At 72.2% G+C, this 18,601-nt stretch carries 19 protein-coding genes; 15 read left to right on the forward strand and 4 right to left on the reverse strand.

All coding sequences use genetic code 11. From position 1 onward, the window contains the following. The first annotated feature begins 8 nt into the window (after positions 1-8). Both AB0J87_RS09950 and AB0J87_RS09955 read left to right on the forward strand, forming a co-directional pair. Positions 9-911: an N-acetylmuramic acid 6-phosphate etherase gene (locus AB0J87_RS09950; RefSeq protein WP_363963888.1), complete on the forward strand. Its 903-nt coding sequence runs from the start codon at positions 9-11 to the stop codon at positions 909-911. After that, entirely contained in the window at positions 908-1,900 is a 993-nt protein-coding gene (locus AB0J87_RS09955) for a BadF/BadG/BcrA/BcrD ATPase family protein (protein WP_363963890.1), read from the forward strand. The genes AB0J87_RS09950 and AB0J87_RS09955 overlap by 4 nt, the downstream gene beginning before the upstream one ends. Here AB0J87_RS09955 and AB0J87_RS09960 read toward each other — a convergent pair. Further along, on the reverse strand, positions 1,845-2,975 hold the full coding sequence (locus tag AB0J87_RS09960; RefSeq protein WP_350726402.1) for a nitronate monooxygenase family protein: 1,131 nt from the start codon (positions 2,973-2,975) through the stop codon (positions 1,845-1,847). The genes AB0J87_RS09955 and AB0J87_RS09960 overlap by 56 nt on opposite strands. Positions 2,976-2,984: 9 nt before the next feature. Continuing rightward, complete coding sequence (locus tag AB0J87_RS09965) at positions 2,985-3,668, reverse strand: acyltransferase (RefSeq protein WP_350726404.1); 684 nt, start codon at positions 3,666-3,668, stop codon at positions 2,985-2,987. A gap of 110 nt (positions 3,669-3,778) precedes the next feature. Here AB0J87_RS09965 and AB0J87_RS09970 point away from each other — a divergent pair, with 110 nt between their 5' ends. From AB0J87_RS09970 to AB0J87_RS10030, 13 genes are all read left to right on the forward strand, one after another. Beyond that, positions 3,779-5,443 (forward strand): CTP synthase, encoded by a 1,665-nt coding sequence (locus tag AB0J87_RS09970; RefSeq protein WP_350726406.1) that lies wholly within the window; start codon positions 3,779-3,781, stop codon positions 5,441-5,443. Further along, positions 5,443-6,045, forward strand: coding sequence for an NUDIX hydrolase (locus AB0J87_RS09975; protein ID WP_350726408.1), 603 nt, complete (start codon positions 5,443-5,445; stop codon positions 6,043-6,045). The genes AB0J87_RS09970 and AB0J87_RS09975 overlap by 1 nt, the downstream gene beginning before the upstream one ends. A 15-nt stretch (positions 6,046-6,060) precedes the next feature. Further along, positions 6,061-6,966 carry a site-specific tyrosine recombinase XerD gene (locus tag AB0J87_RS09980; RefSeq protein WP_355191936.1) on the forward strand — a complete coding sequence of 302 codons (906 nt, stop codon included), beginning with the start codon at positions 6,061-6,063 and terminating at the stop codon, positions 6,964-6,966. A gap of 118 nt (positions 6,967-7,084) precedes the next feature. After that, on the forward strand, positions 7,085-8,026 hold the full coding sequence (locus AB0J87_RS09985; protein ID WP_363963893.1) for a ParA family protein: 942 nt from the start codon (positions 7,085-7,087) through the stop codon (positions 8,024-8,026). Continuing rightward, positions 8,023-8,838 carry a segregation/condensation protein A gene (locus tag AB0J87_RS09990; protein WP_350726414.1) on the forward strand — a complete coding sequence of 272 codons (816 nt, stop codon included), beginning with the start codon at positions 8,023-8,025 and terminating at the stop codon, positions 8,836-8,838. The genes AB0J87_RS09985 and AB0J87_RS09990 overlap by 4 nt, the downstream gene beginning before the upstream one ends. A 763-nt stretch (positions 8,839-9,601) precedes the next feature. Further along, complete coding sequence (gene scpB, locus AB0J87_RS09995; RefSeq protein ID WP_350726906.1) at positions 9,602-10,135, forward strand: SMC-Scp complex subunit ScpB; 534 nt, start codon at positions 9,602-9,604, stop codon at positions 10,133-10,135. Next, positions 10,132-12,000 (forward strand): pseudouridine synthase, encoded by a 1,869-nt coding sequence (locus AB0J87_RS10000; protein WP_363963895.1) that lies wholly within the window; start codon positions 10,132-10,134, stop codon positions 11,998-12,000. Before scpB ends, AB0J87_RS10000 begins: the two co-directional genes overlap by 4 nt. A 69-nt stretch (positions 12,001-12,069) precedes the next feature. Further along, positions 12,070-12,429 (forward strand): chorismate mutase, encoded by a 360-nt coding sequence (gene aroH, locus AB0J87_RS10005; RefSeq protein ID WP_185073133.1) that lies wholly within the window; start codon positions 12,070-12,072, stop codon positions 12,427-12,429. A gap of 63 nt (positions 12,430-12,492) precedes the next feature. Continuing rightward, on the forward strand, positions 12,493-13,581 hold the full coding sequence (locus AB0J87_RS10010) for a prephenate dehydrogenase (RefSeq protein WP_363963897.1): 1,089 nt from the start codon (positions 12,493-12,495) through the stop codon (positions 13,579-13,581). A 53-nt stretch (positions 13,582-13,634) separates the two neighbouring features. After that, positions 13,635-14,255, forward strand: coding sequence for an RNA polymerase sigma factor (locus AB0J87_RS10015; protein ID WP_363963899.1), 621 nt, complete (start codon positions 13,635-13,637; stop codon positions 14,253-14,255). Beyond that, complete coding sequence (locus tag AB0J87_RS10020) at positions 14,248-15,333, forward strand: CU044_5270 family protein (RefSeq protein ID WP_363963901.1); 1,086 nt, start codon at positions 14,248-14,250, stop codon at positions 15,331-15,333. Before AB0J87_RS10015 ends, AB0J87_RS10020 begins: the two co-directional genes overlap by 8 nt. Then, entirely contained in the window at positions 15,330-16,229 is a 900-nt protein-coding gene (locus AB0J87_RS10025) for a hypothetical protein (RefSeq protein ID WP_363963903.1), read from the forward strand. Before AB0J87_RS10020 ends, AB0J87_RS10025 begins: the two co-directional genes overlap by 4 nt. Positions 16,230-16,297: 68 nt before the next feature. Then, the gene (locus AB0J87_RS10030) at positions 16,298-17,446 is read left to right on the forward strand and encodes an FAD-dependent oxidoreductase (RefSeq protein WP_363963905.1); all 1,149 of its coding nucleotides are present in this window, start codon (positions 16,298-16,300) and stop codon (positions 17,444-17,446) included. 50 nt (positions 17,447-17,496) lie between these two features. Here the strand turns inward: AB0J87_RS10030 and AB0J87_RS10035 are convergent, their stop codons facing one another. Both AB0J87_RS10035 and AB0J87_RS10040 read right to left on the reverse strand, forming a co-directional pair. Beyond that, entirely contained in the window at positions 17,497-17,697 is a 201-nt protein-coding gene (locus AB0J87_RS10035) for a DUF2795 domain-containing protein (protein ID WP_350726430.1), read from the reverse strand. A gap of 40 nt (positions 17,698-17,737) precedes the next feature. Continuing rightward, positions 17,738-18,583, reverse strand: coding sequence for a glycosyltransferase (locus AB0J87_RS10040; RefSeq protein ID WP_363963907.1), 846 nt, complete (start codon positions 18,581-18,583; stop codon positions 17,738-17,740). Positions 18,584-18,601: the final 18 nt, after the last annotated feature.

Raw genomic sequence — 18,601 nt, forward strand, 5'->3', positions numbered from 1 at the left:
GGAGCACGATGCCCCCGGTGGCACCACCGACCGAAAGCCGCAACCCGCGCACCGCAGACATCGACACGCTGGAGTCAGCAGACGTCCTGCGGTTGCTGCTGGACGAGGACGCCACGGCGGTCGCGGCCGCCCGCGCCGCCGCCACGGCGCTCTCCCTGGCGGTGGACGAGGCGTATCTCCGGCTGGGCCGGGGCGGACGCGTGCACTACTTCGGCGCCGGCGCGTCGGGGCGGCTGGCGGTGCTGGACGCCACCGAGATCACGCCGACGTTCGGGGTGGCGCGTGGCCTGTTCACGGCGCACTTCGCCGGCGGTCCTGGCGCGCTCACCGACTCGTCCGTGGACCGGGAGGACGCCGAGGAGCTCGGAGCCGCCGACGCCGGGGCGCTCGCCGAGAACGACCTGGCGATCGGGATCACGGCGTCCGGGACCACCCCGTACGTGGCCGGGGCGCTGCGCGTGGCCCGGGCGGCGGGCGCGCGCACCGTGCTGATCACCTGCAACCCGGCCGCGCCGCTGCGCGACCTGGCCGGGATCCTCGTCGTCGCGGACACCGGGCCCGAGGCGCTCACCGGGTCCACCCGGCTCAAGGCGGGCACGGCGACCAAGGTGCTGCTCAACGCGTTCTCGACGGCGCTCATGATCAAGTCGGGGCGTACGTACTCGAACCTCATGGTCGGCCTGGTCGCCACCAACGCCAAGCTGGAGCAGCGGGCGGTGAACCTGCTCGTGGAGGCGACCGGGGAGGACGCCGCGGCCTGCGCCGCCGCGCTGGCGGAGGCGGACGGGCGGATCCCGGAGGCGCTCGTACGGCTGCTCACGGGCTGCACACCCGGCCAGGCGCGGGAAGCGCTCGCCGCGCATCCGGGCGTCCGCGCGGCCGTGGCCGCACTGGGCGGGCACGCCGGATGAGCGGCTTCGCGGGCGTGGACGTCGGCGGCGGAGGCATCAGGACACGGATCGAGAGCGGCGGGGAGATCGCGTACGGCGAGGACTCGGCGCCCGTGCCCCGTACCGAGGGCCGGGTGGACCTCGACCGGCTCGCCCTCCGGATCGCGTCGGTCATCGGGGACGCGGCGCGCGTCCCCGGGCGGCTGGACGGGATGGCCGTCGGCGTGACCGGGCTGCCGGGGCTGGTCAGGGAGCCGGAGGCGTTGTGGCGGGCGCTGGGGGAGCGGTTCGGGCTCGGCACGCTCGTGGTCGCGGGGGACATGGTGACCACGCACGTGGGCGCGCTCGGGTTCCGGCCCGGAGTGGTGGTCGCCGCCGGGACCGGCGTCATCACGCTCGGCACCGACCTCGACCGCGTCTGGAACCAGTCCGACGGATGGGGCCACCTGCTCGGCGACCACGGCGGGGGCGCCTGGATCGGCGCGCAGGGCCTCCAGGCCGCCCTGCGCGCCCACGACGGCCGGGCCGGCGGCTCGCCCGCCCTGCTCGAACACCTGACGGCCCGCTTCGGCCACCCCCTGGACCTGGTGGCGCTCGTCTACGAGTCGGGCTCGCCGGCGCACCACCTGGCGTCGTTCGCGCCGTCCGTGGCCGACGCGGCCCGCGCGGGAGACCCGGTGGCGCGCGGGATCTGGACCGAGGCGGGGCGGCAGCTCGGCCAGACCGCCGTCGCCGCCGCGTCGGGGCTCGAACCGGTCTTCTCCTGGGGCGGCCGGATCTTCGACGCCGCGGACCTGCTGATGGAGCCGTTCCAGGCCACCGTGCGCGACCTGCTGCCGCAAGCCCGGTTCACGCCGCCCGGCGGGACCTCCGCCGACGGCGCGCTCGCGCTGGCCAGGGCCGCGGCGGGCGGCGAGGTCCGGCCGCGGTACCCGTACCTGTACGTCTACGCGGCTAGTCGGAGCCGGTCAGGAGCCGCAGCCGCTCCACCGCCTCCCCGAACTCGCTGATCATGTCGTAGACCACCTCGCGGGCCGGTCTCACCTGGTCGAGCTGCCCCACGACCTGGCCGACGAAGTAGTTGACCAGCTCCACCGCCCCCGGCTCGCCCTTCTCCGCCGCCGCCCCGATGCGGGCCATCGCGCCCTCGGCCACCAGCAGCTGCAGCGGCATGCCGAGCGGCCCGGGGCTCTCCTGGCCGGAGTCCCACTCCTCCGTCCAGGCGGACTTGAGCTGGCGGGCCGGCTTGCCCGTACGGGACCTGGACCTGACCGTGTCCAGCGACGAGGCGGCCAGGAACTTGCGCTTGACCGCGGGCGACGTCTCCGCCTCCTCCGTGGTCAGCCAGACCGAGCCGCACCACACCCCCTCGGCCCCGAGCGCCATGGCCGCCGCCATCTGCCGCCCGGACGCGATCCCGCCCGCCGCCAGCACGGGGACCGGGGCGACCGCGTCCACGACCTGCGGGACCAGCACCATCGTGGAGATGTCGCCGGTGTGCCCGCCCGCCTCGGTGCCCTGCGCCACGATGAGGTCCGCGCCCGCCGCCACCTGCCTGCGGGCGTGCTCGACCGTGCCGACCAGCGCGGCCACCGGCACCCCCGCCTCCCTGGCCCGGGCGACCATCTCGGGCGGAGGCGGCCCCAGGGCGCTGGCGATGAGCCCGATCGGGTGCTTGAGCGCCACGTCGATCAGCCCCGTCGCCCCGGCCGCCGTGACCCGCCTGCCGAACTCGTCCGCCGCCGCCGTCAGCGGCTGCATGGGGGCGCTCACGCCGTACTTGGACAGCAGGTGGGTGACGAAGTCGCGGTGCCGGTCGGGGACGAAGTCCATGAGGTGCGCCTGCCGGTCGAGCGCGGAGGCGTCGACCTTGCCGGGCACGAGCACGTCCACGCCGTACGGCCGGCCGCCCACCTGCCCGTCGATCCAGGTCAGCTCGGTGTCGAGCTGCTCCGGCGAGTACGCGATCGCACCCAGGACCCCGAAACCGCCCGCGTTCGTGACGGCGGCCACGACGTCGCGGCAGTGGCTGAAGGCGAACAACGGGAACTCGATGCCCAGGCGCTCACAGATGGGGGTCCGCATGATTCGACGCTAACCGGCAGAAGCTTGTTCGGTCCATCCCCCGGGGCGGGCCGGATGCTTCAGGAGGCCGCCGGGAGCGTGCCAGCCGAGCTCCGAGGTGTAGCCGCGGACCACCTTGGCCGGTACGCCGGCGACCACGCTGTGGTCAGGGAACTCGCCGCGGACCACCGCCCCGCCCGCCACCACGCACTGGCGGCCCAGCCTCGTGCCCGGCAGGATGATCGCGCCCGCCCCGATCCACGAGCCCGAGCCGATCGATACCGGGCTGTTACGTGGCCACTGCCGGCCGATCGGCACGTCGGGGTCGTCGTAGACGTGGTTCTGGTCGGTGATGTACACGTACGGGCCGGTGAAGACGTCGTCGCCGATGTCGATCGACTGGTGGGCCACGATGTGCGAGCCGCGGCCGATCGAGCAGCCGCCGCCGATGCGCAGGATGGACTCCGGCCCCAGGTCCAGCCCGGGGCCCATGCCGCAGGACAGGGACACGCGCTCGCCGACCAGCGTGTGGTCGCCGATCTCGATCCACCGCTCGCCGAAGATCGCGCCCGGGGGGAAGGCGATGCTGACCCCGTCGCCGATCCGGCCGAATCGGTAGCCGGCCGGAACGGCAGGAGTGATCGCGCCCGCGCGCCGGATCGCCCCGTAGGCTCGGTGAATCAGCGCGCCGACTGCCCGCCGTACCAATGACATAGGGACCAAAGTTACCGCTAGGTCAAGCCGTTCGGGCATGTCGGGGGCGTTGTTTGATATCCTGAGAGCCCGTGGACACTTCGACCACACCTCGAGCCACGGGAGCCCCTTTGCGCAGCGCATCGCAAACCAAGCATCTGTTCGTCACCGGCGGTGTCGCCTCCAGTCTCGGCAAGGGGCTCACGGCATCCAGCCTCGGTCGCCTGCTCAAGGCGCGCGGTCTCCGGGTCACCATGCAGAAGCTCGACCCGTACCTGAATGTCGACCCCGGGACCATGAACCCGTTCCAGCACGGCGAGGTGTTCGTCACCGACGACGGCGCCGAGACCGACCTCGACGTCGGCCACTACGAGCGTTTCCTCGACACCGACCTGCACGGCTCGGCCAACGTGACGACCGGCCAGGTCTACTCCAACGTCATCGCCAAGGAGCGGCGGGGCGAATACCTGGGCGACACCGTCCAGGTGATCCCGCACATCACCAACGAGATCAAGGACCGGATCAGGGGCATGGCCGCTCCTGAGGTGGACGTGGTCATCACCGAGGTGGGGGGCACGGTCGGCGACATCGAGTCGCTGCCGTTCCTGGAGGCCGTCCGCCAGATCAGGCACGAGGTCGGCCGCGACAACGTGTTCTTCCTGCACGTGTCGCTGCTGCCGTACATCGGCCCCTCCGGCGAGCTCAAGACCAAGCCGACCCAGCACAGCGTGGCGGCGCTGCGCAGCATCGGCATCCAGCCGGACGCGATCGTGCTGCGCTCCGACCGGCCCGTGCAGACGGCGATCAAGCGCAAGATCAGCCTGATGTGCGACGTGGACGAGGACGCCGTCGTCTCCGCCGTGGACGCGGCCTCGATCTACGACATCCCCAAGGTGCTCCACTCCGAAGGGCTCGACGCGTACGTGGTGCGCCGGCTCGGCCTGCCGTTCCGCGACGTCGACTGGAAGGAGTGGGAGGAGCTCCTGCGCCGGGTGCACCGGCCGGCCAAGGAGGTCACGATCGCCCTGGTCGGCAAGTACATCGACCTGCCGGACGCGTACCTGTCGGTCACCGAGGCGCTGCGGGCCGGCGGGTTCGCCAACGACGCCCGCGTCAACATCCGGTGGGTCAAGAGCGACGACTGCGAGACCCCCGAGGGCGCCGAGCGCGAGCTCGACGGCGTCGACGGCGTGCTGATCCCCGGCGGGTTCGGCGTGCGCGGCATCGAGGGCAAGATCGGCGCGATCCGCCACGCCCGCGAGGGCAAGATCCCGCTGCTCGGCATCTGCCTCGGCATGCAGGGCATGGTCATCGAGGCCGCCCGCAACATGGCCGGCATCGAGGACGCCAACTCCGCCGAGTTCGACCCCGACACCAAGCACCCGGTCATCTCCACCATGGCCGACCAGGAGGACGTCGTCGCCGGCGAGCGCGACATGGGCGGCACCATGCGGCTCGGCAGCTACACCGCCAAGCTCGGCGAGGGCACCCTGGCCAGGCAGCTCTACAGCGGCAAGGCCAAGGCCGACGAGCGCCACCGCCACCGCTACGAGGTCAACAACGCCTACCGCGAGCAGCTCGAGAAGGTCGGCCTGGTCTTCTCCGGCCTGTCCCCCGACGGCCGCCTGGTCGAGTACACCGAGCTGCCCACCGACGTCCACCCGTTCTTCGTCGGCACCCAGGCCCACCCCGAGTTCCGCTCGCGCCCCACGCGGGCCAACCCCATGTTCAAGGGCCTCATCTCCGCGGCCCTGACGTACGCCGACGCGCGAGTCAGCACGAAGGTGACCCAGTGATGAGAGTCGAAGACACGCCCGAGGCGTGGGACGTCGTCGATTCCAAGGAACGCTTCCGCGGCCACGTCATCACGGTGGTCACGGACTCGGTGAAGATGCCCCGCGACGAGGTCGCCGAGCGCGACGTCGTGGTGCATCCGGGCTCGGTCGCCGTGCTCGCGCTCGACGACCGGGAGCGGGTCCTGATGATCAGGCAGTACCGCCACCCCACGCGCATGCTGATGTGGGAGCTGCCCGCCGGGATCCGCGACGTCGAAGGCGAATCGCTCGTCGAAGGGGCGGCCCGCGAGCTCGCCGAGGAGGCCGGCTACCGGGCCGACACCTGGCACACCCTCGTCGACCTGCGCTCCTCCCCGGGCATGACCGACGAGCGGATCCGGGTCTTCCTCGCCCGCGACCTGACCAAGATCGAGACCGACTTCGTCCACCGGCACGAGGAGATCGACATGCCGGTCGAGTGGGTGCCCCTGCCCGACGCGGTCGAGAAGGCGCTCATGGGAATGATCCACAATTCCCCGGCCGTGGCCGGTATCCTCGCCGCGTACGCGGCTTCGGTTGAGGGATTCGCCCTGTTGCGCCCCGCCGACGCCCCAGAGGCGTGACCGGAAGGACCTTTCGTGGAGGCGGTGCTCTCCAGCTACCTCGCCCATCTGGCGGTGGAGCGGAGCCTGGCTGCCAACACGCTCGCGTCCTACCGTCGTGACCTGCGGCGATACGTCGAACACCTGCACGCGCGCGGCCGGGCGGAGCTCGACGAGGTGGGGGAGGCCGACGTGCTGGCCTTCCTCGCCGCGTTGCGCGAGGGCGACGGCGAGCACCCCGCGCTCGTCGCCAGCTCGGCCGCCCGCGCCGTCTCCGCCGTGCGCGGGCTGCACCGTTTTGCTCTGCGCGAAGGCGTCACGGCCCACGACCCCGCCCACGAGGTACGCCCGCCGCGCCAGCCGCGCAGGCTCCCCAAGGCCATCAGCGTGGACGAGGTCGAGCGGCTCATCGCCGCCTCCGGCCCTGACGGCGCGCCCCTGACCTTGCGCAACAGGGCCCTGCTCGAGGTCCTGTACGGCACCGGCGCCCGCATCTCCGAGGCCGTCGGGCTGGCCGTGGACGACCTCGAGGACGACCAGGTGCGCCTGCGCGGCAAGGGCGAGCGCATGCGCGTCGTGCCCCTGGGCCGCTACGCCCGCTCCGCGCTCGACGCCTACCTCGTACGGGCCCGCCCCGGCCTGCTCGCCCACGGGCGCGGCACCCCGGCCGTCTTCCTGAACGCCCGGGGAGGCCGGCTGACCAGGCAGGGAGCGTGGGAAGTGCTCCAGGCCGCCGCCGAACGCGCCGAGCTCGACGGGATAAGCCCCCACGTTCTTCGCCATTCCTTCGCAACCCATCTGATAGACGGCGGCGCTGACGTTAGGGTGGTCCAGGAGTTGCTCGGCCACGCCTCCGTGACGACCACACAGGTCTACACATTGGTGACGGTCGACAAACTTCGCGAGGTCTACGCCGCCGCGCATCCACGTGCCCGGCAGTGATCTATAGTCTTTTGCGACGTGCGGCAGCCCTCGGCGTGCCGCCTTGCCGCCTAAAGTGGCGAGCCCATAGTGTCCGTCCGGACGGTCCGGTTCGGGATCGTCAGGGAGGTTCGAGCTGGTGACTGTGGAGACCAAGGGTTCGACCCCGGGGACCCCCGACAACCCCTGGGGCGACACGAAGACCAACACGCCTTCCAACGGCGTCAATCTCGGGCCCACGCAGCGGCCCAGACCCGTGTTCCCCGAACCGGTGCCCCCCGCGGTGCACGGCCCGGCGCGCGTGGTCGCGATGGTCAACCAGAAGGGTGGCGTCGGCAAGACGACGACCACCATCAACCTGGGTGCCGCGCTCGTCGAATACGGGCTCAAGGTGCTGCTGGTCGACTTCGACCCGCAGGGCGCGCTCTCCGTCGGCCTGGGCATCAACCCGCTCCAGCTCGACCTGACGGTCTACAACCTGCTCATGGAGCGGGGCGTCACCGCCGAGGACGTGCTCCTGGAGACCGGCGTCGAGGGCCTCGACCTGCTGCCCAGCAACATCGACCTGTCGGCCGCCGAAGTGCAGCTCGTCACCGAGGTCGCCCGCGAGCAGGTGCTCGGCCGGGTGATCAAGCCGCTGCTGCCGCACTACGACGTCTGCCTCATCGACTGCCAGCCGTCGCTGGGCCTGCTCACGATCAACGCCCTCACCTGCGCCCACGGCGTCATGGTGCCGCTGGAGTGCGAGTTCTTCGCGCTGCGCGGCGTGGCACTGCTCATGGACACGATCTCCAAGGTCCAGGAGCGGCTCAACGAGGACCTCGAGATCGAGGGCCTGCTGGCCACCATGTACGACGCCCGTACGCTGCACGGCCGCGAGGTGCTGGCGCGGACGGTGGAGGCGTTCGGCGACAAGGTGTTCCACACGGTGATCAACCGTACGGTCCGCTTCCCCGACGCGACGGTCGCCGGTGAGCCCATCACCACCTTCGACCCGTCCTCGCTCGGTGCGAACGCTTACCGTGAGCTGGCCCGCGAGGTGCTCTCGCGCTGGTCGGCGCCTGCCACAATGGCCAGGTGACCGACGCCGAGCAGCCCCAAGGGTTCCAGGTCCACCTGGACGTCTTCGAGGGACCCTTCGACTTGCTCCTCGGCCTCATCGCCAAGCACAAGCTGGACATCACCGAGGTCTCGCTCTCCAAGGTCACCGACGAGTTCATCGCGTACATCCGCTCCCGGGGGCCCGAGTGGGACCTCGACCAGACCAGCCACTTCCTGCTGGTCGCGGCGACCCTGCTCGACCTGAAGGCGGCCCGGCTGCTGCCCTCGGGCGAGGTCGAGGACGAGGAGGACCTGGCGCTGCTGGAGGCCAGGGACCTGCTGTTCGCGCGGTTGCTGCAGTACAAGGCGTACAAGGAGGTGGCGAAGCTCTTCGCGGGGCGGATGGCGGAGGAGGCGCTGCGCTTTCCCCGTACGGTGCCGCTGGAGCCGCAGTTCGCCAACCTCCTGCCCGAGCTCATCCTGGGCATCGGGCCCGAGCAGCTCGCCAGGATTGCCGCCAAGGCCTTCACCCCCAAGCTGCCCCCCACCGTCAGCGTCGGGCACATCTACCAGCCCCTGGCGAGCGTCAAGGAGCAGGCGGCCATCCTTGTCATGCACCTGCGCCGCCTCCGGCGCGCCACCTTCCGCACGCTGGTGGCCGACTGCTCGGGCACTTTCGAGGTCATCGCCCGGTTCCTGGCGGTGCTGGAGCTCTTCCGGGAGTCGGCGGTTACCTTCGAACAGGTCGAAGCGCTGGGGGACTTGCACGTAACCTGGACGGGCGCTGACGACGGGGACGTCGCGGTGGGGGACGATTACGAGGAATCCGCGGAGAAACCACGCAATGACTGACAACCCACTGCCCACCCCTCGCCGATCCCCGGACTCCGAGCCCCCGCTCCCCGCCTGGATGAGCCTCCCCGGCTCCCTCGCCCAACCCTCACCCCCTGAGGCGGAGGACACAGCCGAACCCCCATCCCCGCCCCCGGCCGACGCCCCGCAACCGGCCGACGCCCCGCAACCGGACGACGCCGCGCAACCGGACGACGCCGCGTTTACGGACGATGCCGCGCAACGGGACGACGCCGCGTTTACGGACGATGCCGCGCAACGGGACGACGCCGCGTTTACGGACGACGCCCCGCCAACGGACGACGCCCGACCGGCTGACGGGACGCCGCCGATGGACGAGGTGGGATCGGCGGATGAGGCGGGATCGACCGACGGGACGCTGCTGACGGATGCGGCGGGATCGACGGACGGGGCGGCGCTCGCGGGTGAGGCGCTTTCGGCTGACAGACCGCCTTCGCGGGAGGCGCCATCGGACAGCGCGCCGGCGCCGGATGCTCCCTCCGCCGCCCCGGCCGCGGCTCCTCCGGGCGCCGGGTCGGCGGGTAGCGGTGCGGTGGAGTTCGGCGCAACGCGTGCGGCCGAGAAGCCGGGCGCTGCGGAGGCCGGTGAGGCGCTGGCGATTGACGGTCGCGAGGCGAGCGGCACGGCCACCGCCCCGGCCGCGGGTCCTCCGGGCGCGGGTCCGGGGCGGGGTGCGGAAGGCCTCGAGGAGGAGCCCGGGGACGCGGAGGAGAGGCAGGAGCGCGCGGGGGAAGGGCCGACGTTGGCGGCGGCGTTGGAGGCCATCCTGCTCGTCGTCGATGAGCCCGTGGCCGAGATCACCCTGGCCCAGGTGCTGGAGCGGCCCACCCACGAGGTCGCCGCCGCATTGCGGGGCCTGGCGGCGGAATATACCGCCGCCGGCCGAGGTTTTGACTTGAGAGATGTCGCGGGCGGCTGGCGTTTTTACACGCGTGCCGACTGCGCGCCCCTGGTCGAGCGGTTCGTACGCGACGGCCAGCAGACGCGGCTCACCCAGGCCGCGCTGGAAACACTTGCGGTCGTGGCTTACCGGCAACCGGTGAGCCGGGCCCGCGTCGCCGCGGTACGCGGCGTGAACAGTGACGGCGTCATGCGGACGCTCGTCGCGAGAGGGCTGGTCGAAGAGGCCGGCACCGACCCGGAGAGCCAGGCAGTGCTCTACCGGACAAGCTCATACTTCCTTGAACGTCTGGGACTGCGGGACCTCAGCGAGCTCCCCGAGCTCGCGCCCCTCCTCCCCGACGACGTGGAAAACCTCGAGGAGACAACAAAGTGATCAACAGGCGTAGCACCCCGTCCGGTGATGGACGCGGTCGTGGACGTACCGGCGGCTCGGGTCAGGGCCGAGCGGGACGTCCCGCCTTCCGCTCCGATTCCAGTTCAGGATCCCGTTCCGGCGGCGGCTTCCGCGGCGGGTCCGGGGACTCCCTCCGCGCCGACCGGAGCGGCTCGCGTGCCGGGTCCGGCGGCCGCGAGCAGAGGCAACCCCGCGGCGAGCGCTACCCGGCGCGTGACGACCGCGGCAGCCGTTACGAAGACCGCGGCAACCGGACCGAAGACCGCACCGGCCGGAACGACGACCGTGGGAGCCGGTACGAAGACCGGGGAAACCGGTACGACGACCGCAACGGGCGCGGTGAGCGCCAGGAGCGGCCCTACGGCGACCGGGGCGGATACCGCTCCGAGCGCCGCGACGACGAGCGCGGCGGCCAGCGCGGCGGCGGGTTCCGCGACGACCGCCGTGGTTACGGCGCCGGGCGTCGTGACGACTCCGGTGGCGAGCGCGCCCGCGGTTCCCGCGACGAGCGCGGCGGCTCCGGCCCCGACCGACGCGACGACCGCGGCGGGTACGGCCCCGGCCGGCGTGACGACCGTGGCGGCTACACGGCCAACCGGCGTGACGACCGCGGCGGTTACGGTGCCGGCCGACGCGATGAGCGTGGCGGTTACAGCGCTGGACGGCGCGATGAGCGAGGCAGCTTTGGTGCCGGCCGGCGTGATGAGCGCAGTGGTTCCGGTACCGGGCAGCGTGACGAGCGTGGCGGTTACGGTGCCGGGCGGCGTGACGAGCGCGGCGGGTACTCGGCCGGCCGACGCGATGACCGTGGCGGTTACAGCGCTGGCCGGCGCGATGAGCGCAGTGGCGGTGGCGGGTTCCGGGCCGATCGGAGTGGGCGCAGGGACGGGGGAGCTCCGGCTTCCTCGCGTGCCCGGTTCGGCAGGCGGGACGGCGACGCCCCCCGCACCGCCGACCGCCCCGCCGACCGTGCCCCCCGTACCCCCCGCCGCGACGACGTGCAGACGATCGGCAGCGGCAGCCCCCAGCGCGACCGCGTGAAGGCCGCTCGCCAGCCCCTCCGCGACCGCGACTTCTACCCCGACGACTACACCGACGAGCGCGACACCACCGAGGTCCCCAACGGGGTGCGGCTGCAGAAGGTGCTCGCCCAGGCGGGCGTGGCCAGCCGCCGGGCCTGCGAGGAGATGATCGGCGACGGCAGGGTCACCGTGAACGGCCAGGTCGTGCGGCGGTTCGGCGCCAAGGTGGACCCGGCCACGCAGGTCATCCACGTGGACGGCAAGCGCGTCCCCACCGCCCCCGACCTCGTCTACTACGCCATGAACAAGCCCATCGGCGTCGTGTCCACCATGAGCGACCCGCAGGGCCGCCCGTGCCTGGCCGACTACGTGGAGGAGCTGGCCCCGAGGCTGTTCCACGTGGGCAGGCTGGACACCGAGACCGAGGGCCTGCTGCTGCTCACCAACGACGGCGAGCTGGCCAACCGGCTGACGCACCCCAGCTACGGCGTGCAGAAGAAGTACTGGGCCAAGGTGCCGGGCCCGATCCCGCGCGACCTGGGCCGCAGGCTCAAGCAGGGCATCGAGCTGGAGGACGGCATCGTCAAGGCCGACAGCTTCGCGATCGTGCAGGAGCACGGCCAGCAGGCGCTGGTCGAGGTCGTCCTGCACGAGGGCCGCAAGCACGTCGTCCGGCGCATGCTGGAAGTGGCGGGCCACCGGGTGATCGACCTGGCCAGGATCGAGTTCGGCCCGGTGAAGCTGGGCCGTACCAAAGCCGGGACGGTCAGGGCGCTGACCTTGAAAGAGGTCGGTGAGCTTTACGCGGCCGTGAAGCTGTAATCTGGCCGGACGCAGGAGCCCGTGCGAATCTCCGCACGGGCTCTCCCGCTATGGAAGGGGACAAACCACATGGTGCGGGCGATCCGCGGGGCGATCCAGGTGGAAGCCAACGACCGCGACTCGATCATCGCAGGCACGACCGAGCTGGTCACCGCGATCATGGAGCGTAACGAGCTGACCACCGACGACGTGATCAGCGTGCTGTTCACGGCCACGCCCGACCTGACGGCCGAGTTCCCGGCGCTCGCGGCGCGCAAGCTGGGCTTCCACGAGGTGCCGCTGATCTGCTGCACCGAGATCGACGTGCCGGGCGCGCTGCCCCGGGTGGTACGCCTCATGGCCCACGTCGACCTCGACCGCCCGCGCTCCGCGATCCAGCATGTCTACCTGCGTGGCGCGGTGAAGTTGCGGCAGGATATCGCCCAGTAACGCCCGGCGATTACGTCAGGGCATACTCACGCCCACTATGGCCCGATAAATCAGGACACCGAGATGGAACTTCGCACCGCGCTCGTCGTCGGCACCGGCCTCATCGGCACTTCCGCTGCCCTGGCGCTGCGCAAGCGCGGCGTACGCGTGCTGCTCGCCGACCGCGATCAAGCCGCCGTACGGCTGGCACGGGAGCTGGGCGCGGGCGAAGACTGGGACCCGGACGAGCAGCACACCGGCGAGGTGGACCTGGCGATCATCGCGGTCCCCCCGGCCCACGTGGCGACCGAGCTGCTGGAGCTGCAGCGGATCAACGCCGCCAGGTTCTACACCGACGTCGCCAGCGTGAAGGCCGAGCCCCTGCACCGGGCCACGCAGCTCGGCTGCGACCTGACCTCCTACGTCGCCTCCCACCCGCTCGCGGGCCGCGAGAAGTCCGGCCCGGGGGCGGCCAGGGCCGATCTGTTCCTGGGCCGGCCGTGGGCGCTGTGCCCCACCGACGAGGCCGACCCCGAGGCCAAGGCGACCGTGCTGCGGCTGATCGAGCTGTGCGGGGCCAACGCGGTCGAGGTGAGCGCGTCCGAGCACGACCGCGCGGTCGCCGTCGTCTCCCACGCGCCCCACGTCGCCGCCTCCGCCGTGGCGGCCCGCCTGGCCGACGCCACCGACGTCGCGCTCGGCCTGGCCGGCCAGGGCGTGCGTGACGTCACCAGGATCGCGGGCAGCGACCCGAGCCTCTGGCTCGGCATCCTGTCCGGCAACGCCTCCCCGGTCGCCGAGGTGCTCGAAGCCGTCGCCGCCGACCTGGCCGACGCCGCCAGCGCCCTGCGCGCCCTGGCCGAGGGCGACGGCACCGCCACCAACGACATCACCCAGCTGCTCAAGCGCGGCGTCGTCGGCCACGACCGCATCCCCGGCAAGCACGGCGGCCCGGCCTCCTCCTACGCCGTCGTCCAGGTCGTCATCGGCGACCGCCTCGGCCAGCTCGCCCGCCTCTTCCAGGTGTGCGACGAGGTCGGGGTCAACGTCGAGGACGTGCGCCTGGAGCACGCCCCCGGGCTGCCCCTGGGCATCGCCGAGCTGTCGGTCGAGCCCGACGCCGTGTCCATGCTGGTCGAGGCCCTGCGCGAGCGCGGCTGGGAAGTTCCCTGAGCCCTGGGTCCTCCCGTGTGAAAGCAGAACGCCCTATCGGTTGAGTAAAGGGTGTGACTGCCAAAGTGACGGCTCGCGCCGGGCCATCGGACCCGGCGGAGGCGCTGAGCGACGCGGCCCTGCTGGAGCTGTCGCGCCGAAAACCCGAGCGGTTCGGTGAGATCTACGACCGGTACGTGGCGGAGATCCATGCCTACCTCGGCAGGCGCCTGGACCGGCAGGCCGCCGACGATCTGACCGCCGAGGTGTTCCTCGCGGCCTTCAGGAAGCGCGAGACGTTCGATTCCGGGCGCGGCGAGGTCCGCGCCTGGCTCTACGGGTTCGCCACCAACCTGATCAGCCTGCACCGCCGTACCGAGACCCGGCGGCTGGCGGCGCTGCAGCGCAGCGCCGGCGTGCACCGCTCCCCGGAGGACGGCCACGAGGAGCGCGTGGTGACCCGCGTGGACGCCGTGAGCACGCAGGGACGGCTCGCGGCGGAGCTGCGGGCCCTGTCCGACGGCGACAGGGACGTGCTGCTCCTGAGCGCGCTGGGCGAGCTGAGCCATGAAGAGGTGGCCCAGGCCCTCGACATCCCGTACGGCACCGTCGGATCCCGCCTGTCCCGTGTGCGCAAGAAGCTCCGTGCCGCCCTGGGCAGCGTCAACCCCCTGAACGGAGGCACCGATGGATGACTACCGGGCGGTGCGGGAGCTGCTGCCCGCGCCGCCGCTGACGCCCGACGTGGAACGGGCAGGACGCGACAGACTGGCCGCCGCGATCGCGGGGGAGCGGGTACGGAAAGGCCGCAGGGCCGCCAGGTGGACCGGGCTGGGGCTCGGCCTGGCGGGCGCGGCGGCCGCGGCGGCCCTGGTCGTCGTCCCCGCCACGGCCCCCAGTGTGACGCCCACGGTGACGCCCACCGGGCCCCCGGCAAGGCACGGCGTGCTCGCCGCGCCGGGCGGCAAACAGTTCCTGCTGGCCGCCGCGGCTTCGGTGACCTCCGTGCCGGACGCCGGCATCTGGTGGGGGAGCACGCTGGTCAACGGCAGGGAGTTCCGCGAGCCCGGCCAGGGCTACGTGCTGCGGCAGAGCGAGTCGCAGGAGACGTGGATCCCCGCGGACCCGGAGGGCCGCACCTGGTACCGTTGGAAGTACCTGGGCGCCGAGCCCGCCACGCCGCAGGACGAGGCGGCCTGGCGCGCCGGCGGGTCGCCGAAGTCGTGGACGTATGGGGAGAAGACGCCCGGACTGCCCACCGAGGACGCCCCGAACGGCATCGTACGGGCGGCCCCGGGCAAGCCGAAGACCTTCTCCACCGAGGACTGGGACTTCCGCATCGTGCTCGCGGACAAGCCGCTGACCAAGATGAACGAGGTCCCCGACACCCCCGAGGGCCTGCGCGCGCTCCTCGGCGCCCCCGACGACCAGGCGACCGTCGACAACACCGCCCGCCTGCTCCTCTTCGCGCCGGTGACCAGCCGGACCAGGGCCGCCGCCTACCGGCTGCTGGCCTCGCTGCCCGGGGTCGGCGCCGTCGGCCCGGTGACCGACGTGCTGGGCCGCGCGGGGCAGGCGGTCGAATACCGCTCCGCCGAATACCCCACGACGCCGTACGCGGGAGAGACCCGCACCCGGCTGGTGATCGACCCGGTCAGCGGGATGCCGCTGTCCACCGAGACCCGGTCGGTGAAGGACGGGCTGCTCCTGGAGTACACCGCGATCCAGGACAGCCGCTGGACGAATGACAACCCGTTGGAGGAGACGAAGTGAGATATCCGGTAGCCGCAGCGGCCGTCCTCATCACCGCCGGCGTCGTCGCCGTGCCCGCGCAGGCGGCCCCGGCCGAGGGCGCCTACTGGCGGGTCGAGGTGGTGCGGACCGCGGACCATCCGCGCCCCGTGGGCAGCGGATACACGCTGACCGAGCGGTCGGCCAGCGTCGATTGGCAAACACCTGAGGGCAAGGCGTGGTCCGCCTACCGCGAGCTGGGTGCCCGGCCCAAGACCGCGAAGGACGAGGCGGCCTGGAAGGCAGACGGGTCGCCGACCTCGTGGACGTACCGGACGGAAGGCATGAAGATCTCGCTGTCCACCGAGCCCGGCAAGGGCTGGGTGGTCCCGGTGAAGGGGCGGCCGGCCGGGAAGTTCCGGCTGGGGGAGAAGTGGGTGACCTACGCCCAGCTCCAGGCCCTGCCGGCGGAGCCCGAAGCCCTCAGGGCGCGCGTCGTGGCGGACCTGCGCGCCTGGATCGACGAGGCCGCGGAGGAGGCCAAGCTGACCGATCCGAAGGCCAAGAAGGAGGACTGGCTGGTCAACCTGGACCGGTACGTGGCCGAGTCCATGACGCGGCTGCTGTACGAGAACCCGGTGCCCTTCAAGGTCAGGTCCGCCGCCTACCGGGCGTTGCAGACCACCAAGGGCGTCAGTGACCTCGGCCAGGTGAAGGACCCGCTGAACCGGCCCGGTCAGAAGGTCGCCCTGCCGGTCTACGAGCGGAAGAGCTCGGTGCTCAAGGAGCAGTTCATCGTGGACACCAAGACGATGACGCTGCTGGCCCACTACACCGACCTCCAGGACGGCGGCAAGCAGCTGGCCGGCAAGAGCGGGGTCGAGACGTACAAGGTCGGCTGGACCGACGACAAGCCCGCCGTGCCCGCCGCCGGCTAGCCCCGGTCCCGATGTCACATCCGAGCCTCCTCGATCCGTCTTCAGGCCGGATCGAGGAGGTAAGGACAATGACCGACATTCTGGTACTCGGAGCCGGCTACACCGGAGTCGTCGCGGCCATCAGGACCGCCGTCAGGACCCGCCGCACGGGCGGCCGGGTGCGGCTGGTGAACGCCTCGCCGAGGTTCACCGAGCGGCTCAGGCTGCACCAGACGGCGGCCGGGCAGCGGCTGACGGACTTCCCGCTGGAGGACGTGGTCGCGGGCACCGGCATCGAGTTCGTCCAGGGCCGGGTGGCCGGGCTGGACGTCGAGCGGCGGCAGGCCCGGCTGGCGGACGGGCGCGTGCTCGGCTACGACAAGCTGATCTACGCGCTCGGCACCGTCACCGACGCCTCGGTGCCCGGCGTCGCCGAGCACGCCTTCGTCTACGACGACTACGCGGGCACCGTACGGCTCGCCGAACGCCTCACCGCCCTCACCTCGGGCACGGTCGTCGTGGCCGGCGGCGGGCTGACCGGCGTCGAGTCGGCCGCGGAGATCGCCGAGGCGCACCCGCACCTGCACGTGGTCCTGCTGACCAGGGGGCGGCCCGGCTCCATGATGGGCGAGCGGGCCCGCGCCCACCTGGACGCCGTGCTGGAGCGGCTGGGCGTCGAGGTGCGCACCGGCACGGACATCACCAAGGTGCTGCCGGAGGGCGTCGAGCTGGCCGGGGGCGAGCTCGTCCACTCCGACGCGACACTGTGGACCACCGGCACCAGGGGGCTGCCACTGGCCGCCGAGTCCGGGCTGACCGTCGACGCCCGCGGCCGGATCGTGGTGGACTCCGCGCTGCGCTCGGTGTCCCACCCCGACGTGTACGCCGTCGGCGACGCCGCCGCGGTCAGCCAGCCGTACGGCGTGCTGCACGGCACCTGCCAGGGCGGCATCCCCACCGGCCTGCACGCCGCCGACTCGCTCGCCGCGACCCTGCGCGGCAGGACCCCGAAGGCGTTCCGGTTCGGGTACGTGCATCAGCCCCTCTCCCTGGGGCGGAAGGACGCGGTCATCCAGTTCACCCGGCGGGACGACAGCCCGCGCAGGTGGTACCTGAAGGGCCGGGCGGCGATCACGTACAAGGAGACCGTCAGCAGCAGCCCGATCCCCACGTTCAGGCTCCTGAAGCGGGGTCTGGTTCCCGTGTGGGCGTTCGCGCTGACCGGAGGGCTCGGGTGAACAGCACGACGGGCGGGGCCCAGGGCCCCGCCCGTCGCGTTCTTCCGTGATCAGCGCCTGGTCGTCAGGGCCTCGGTCACGTCACTCGGGTCGTCGAACATCTCGTGGTCGGGCAGGGTCTCCAGGGCCTTGATGATCTCCTTGCTCGCCTTGCGCTCGCGAGCGGCCCTGATCAGGTCCTGCTTGTTGGCCGGAAATTCCACGCCGCTCAGGTTCTTGAGCAGGTCGATCGGGTTCGGTATCGTTGTCATAACTCTGTGCTGCCCGACTGTCACGATATGTAACATTCGGTCAGCAATCGTGCCGTTCCAGCCGCTGCCGTGCCCGTTCCACCTCGGCCGGCAGTTCCCGCCGCTCGGCCAGTGCCCGCGACAGCCTCGGCGCGGCCGTACGCAGCCCTTCCCAGCCCGCCGGGCCGGCGCGGAGCGCGTCGAGCGACCGCCGCGCCACCACCCGCCACGGGCGACGCAGCACCGCGGTCAGCACGGCGTCGCACGTGGCCAGCACCTGCCTGTCGCGCGGGCCCCCGGGCCGGGGCGGGTGGTGGTGGGCCACGACCTCGTCCACGTACGCCAGCCCCCACCCCTTCGCGGCCAGGTCCACGGCCAGCCGCTCCTCCTCGCCGATGGAGAAGGTCACGTCGTCGAACCCGCCCGCCTCCAGGAACGCCTCCTTGCGCACCACCGCCCCGAACGCCAGGAACCCCAGCACGCTCGGCCCCGGCAGGTCCGGCTCCACGCCGAGCGGTGAGTCGCGCATCGCCTCCGACGCCGCGTCCGGGCGCTCCTCCGGCCCCACCAGCACGCGTGCCCCCAGGACGGCCAGCCTCGGATATGTGTCCAGCACGTCCGCGGCCCGCTCCAGCGCCCCCGGCGCCCACCAGGAGTCGTCGTCGGCGAAGGCCACGTACGGGGTCTCGGCCAGGCGGACGCCGAGGTTGCGGGCCGTCGCGCCCAGGTCCCTGCCCGCCTCCACCACGTGAACCTCCGGGAAGTGGCGCCGCACGAATCCCGCCGTCCCGTCGGTCGAGCCGTTGTCGACGAGGATCACCGGGGGCGGGTGCAGGGGAAGCGTGCGGGCCAGCGCCCGCAGCCTGTCCTTACAGGCCACGACCACGGTGACGCGCGGATCGTTCACAGAGGGCCACTTACCGTG

The organism is Nonomuraea sp. NPDC049625, from assembly GCF_040675285.1.
In the GTDB taxonomy this organism is placed as follows: Bacteria; Actinomycetota; Actinomycetes; order Streptosporangiales; family Streptosporangiaceae; genus Nonomuraea; species Nonomuraea angiospora_A.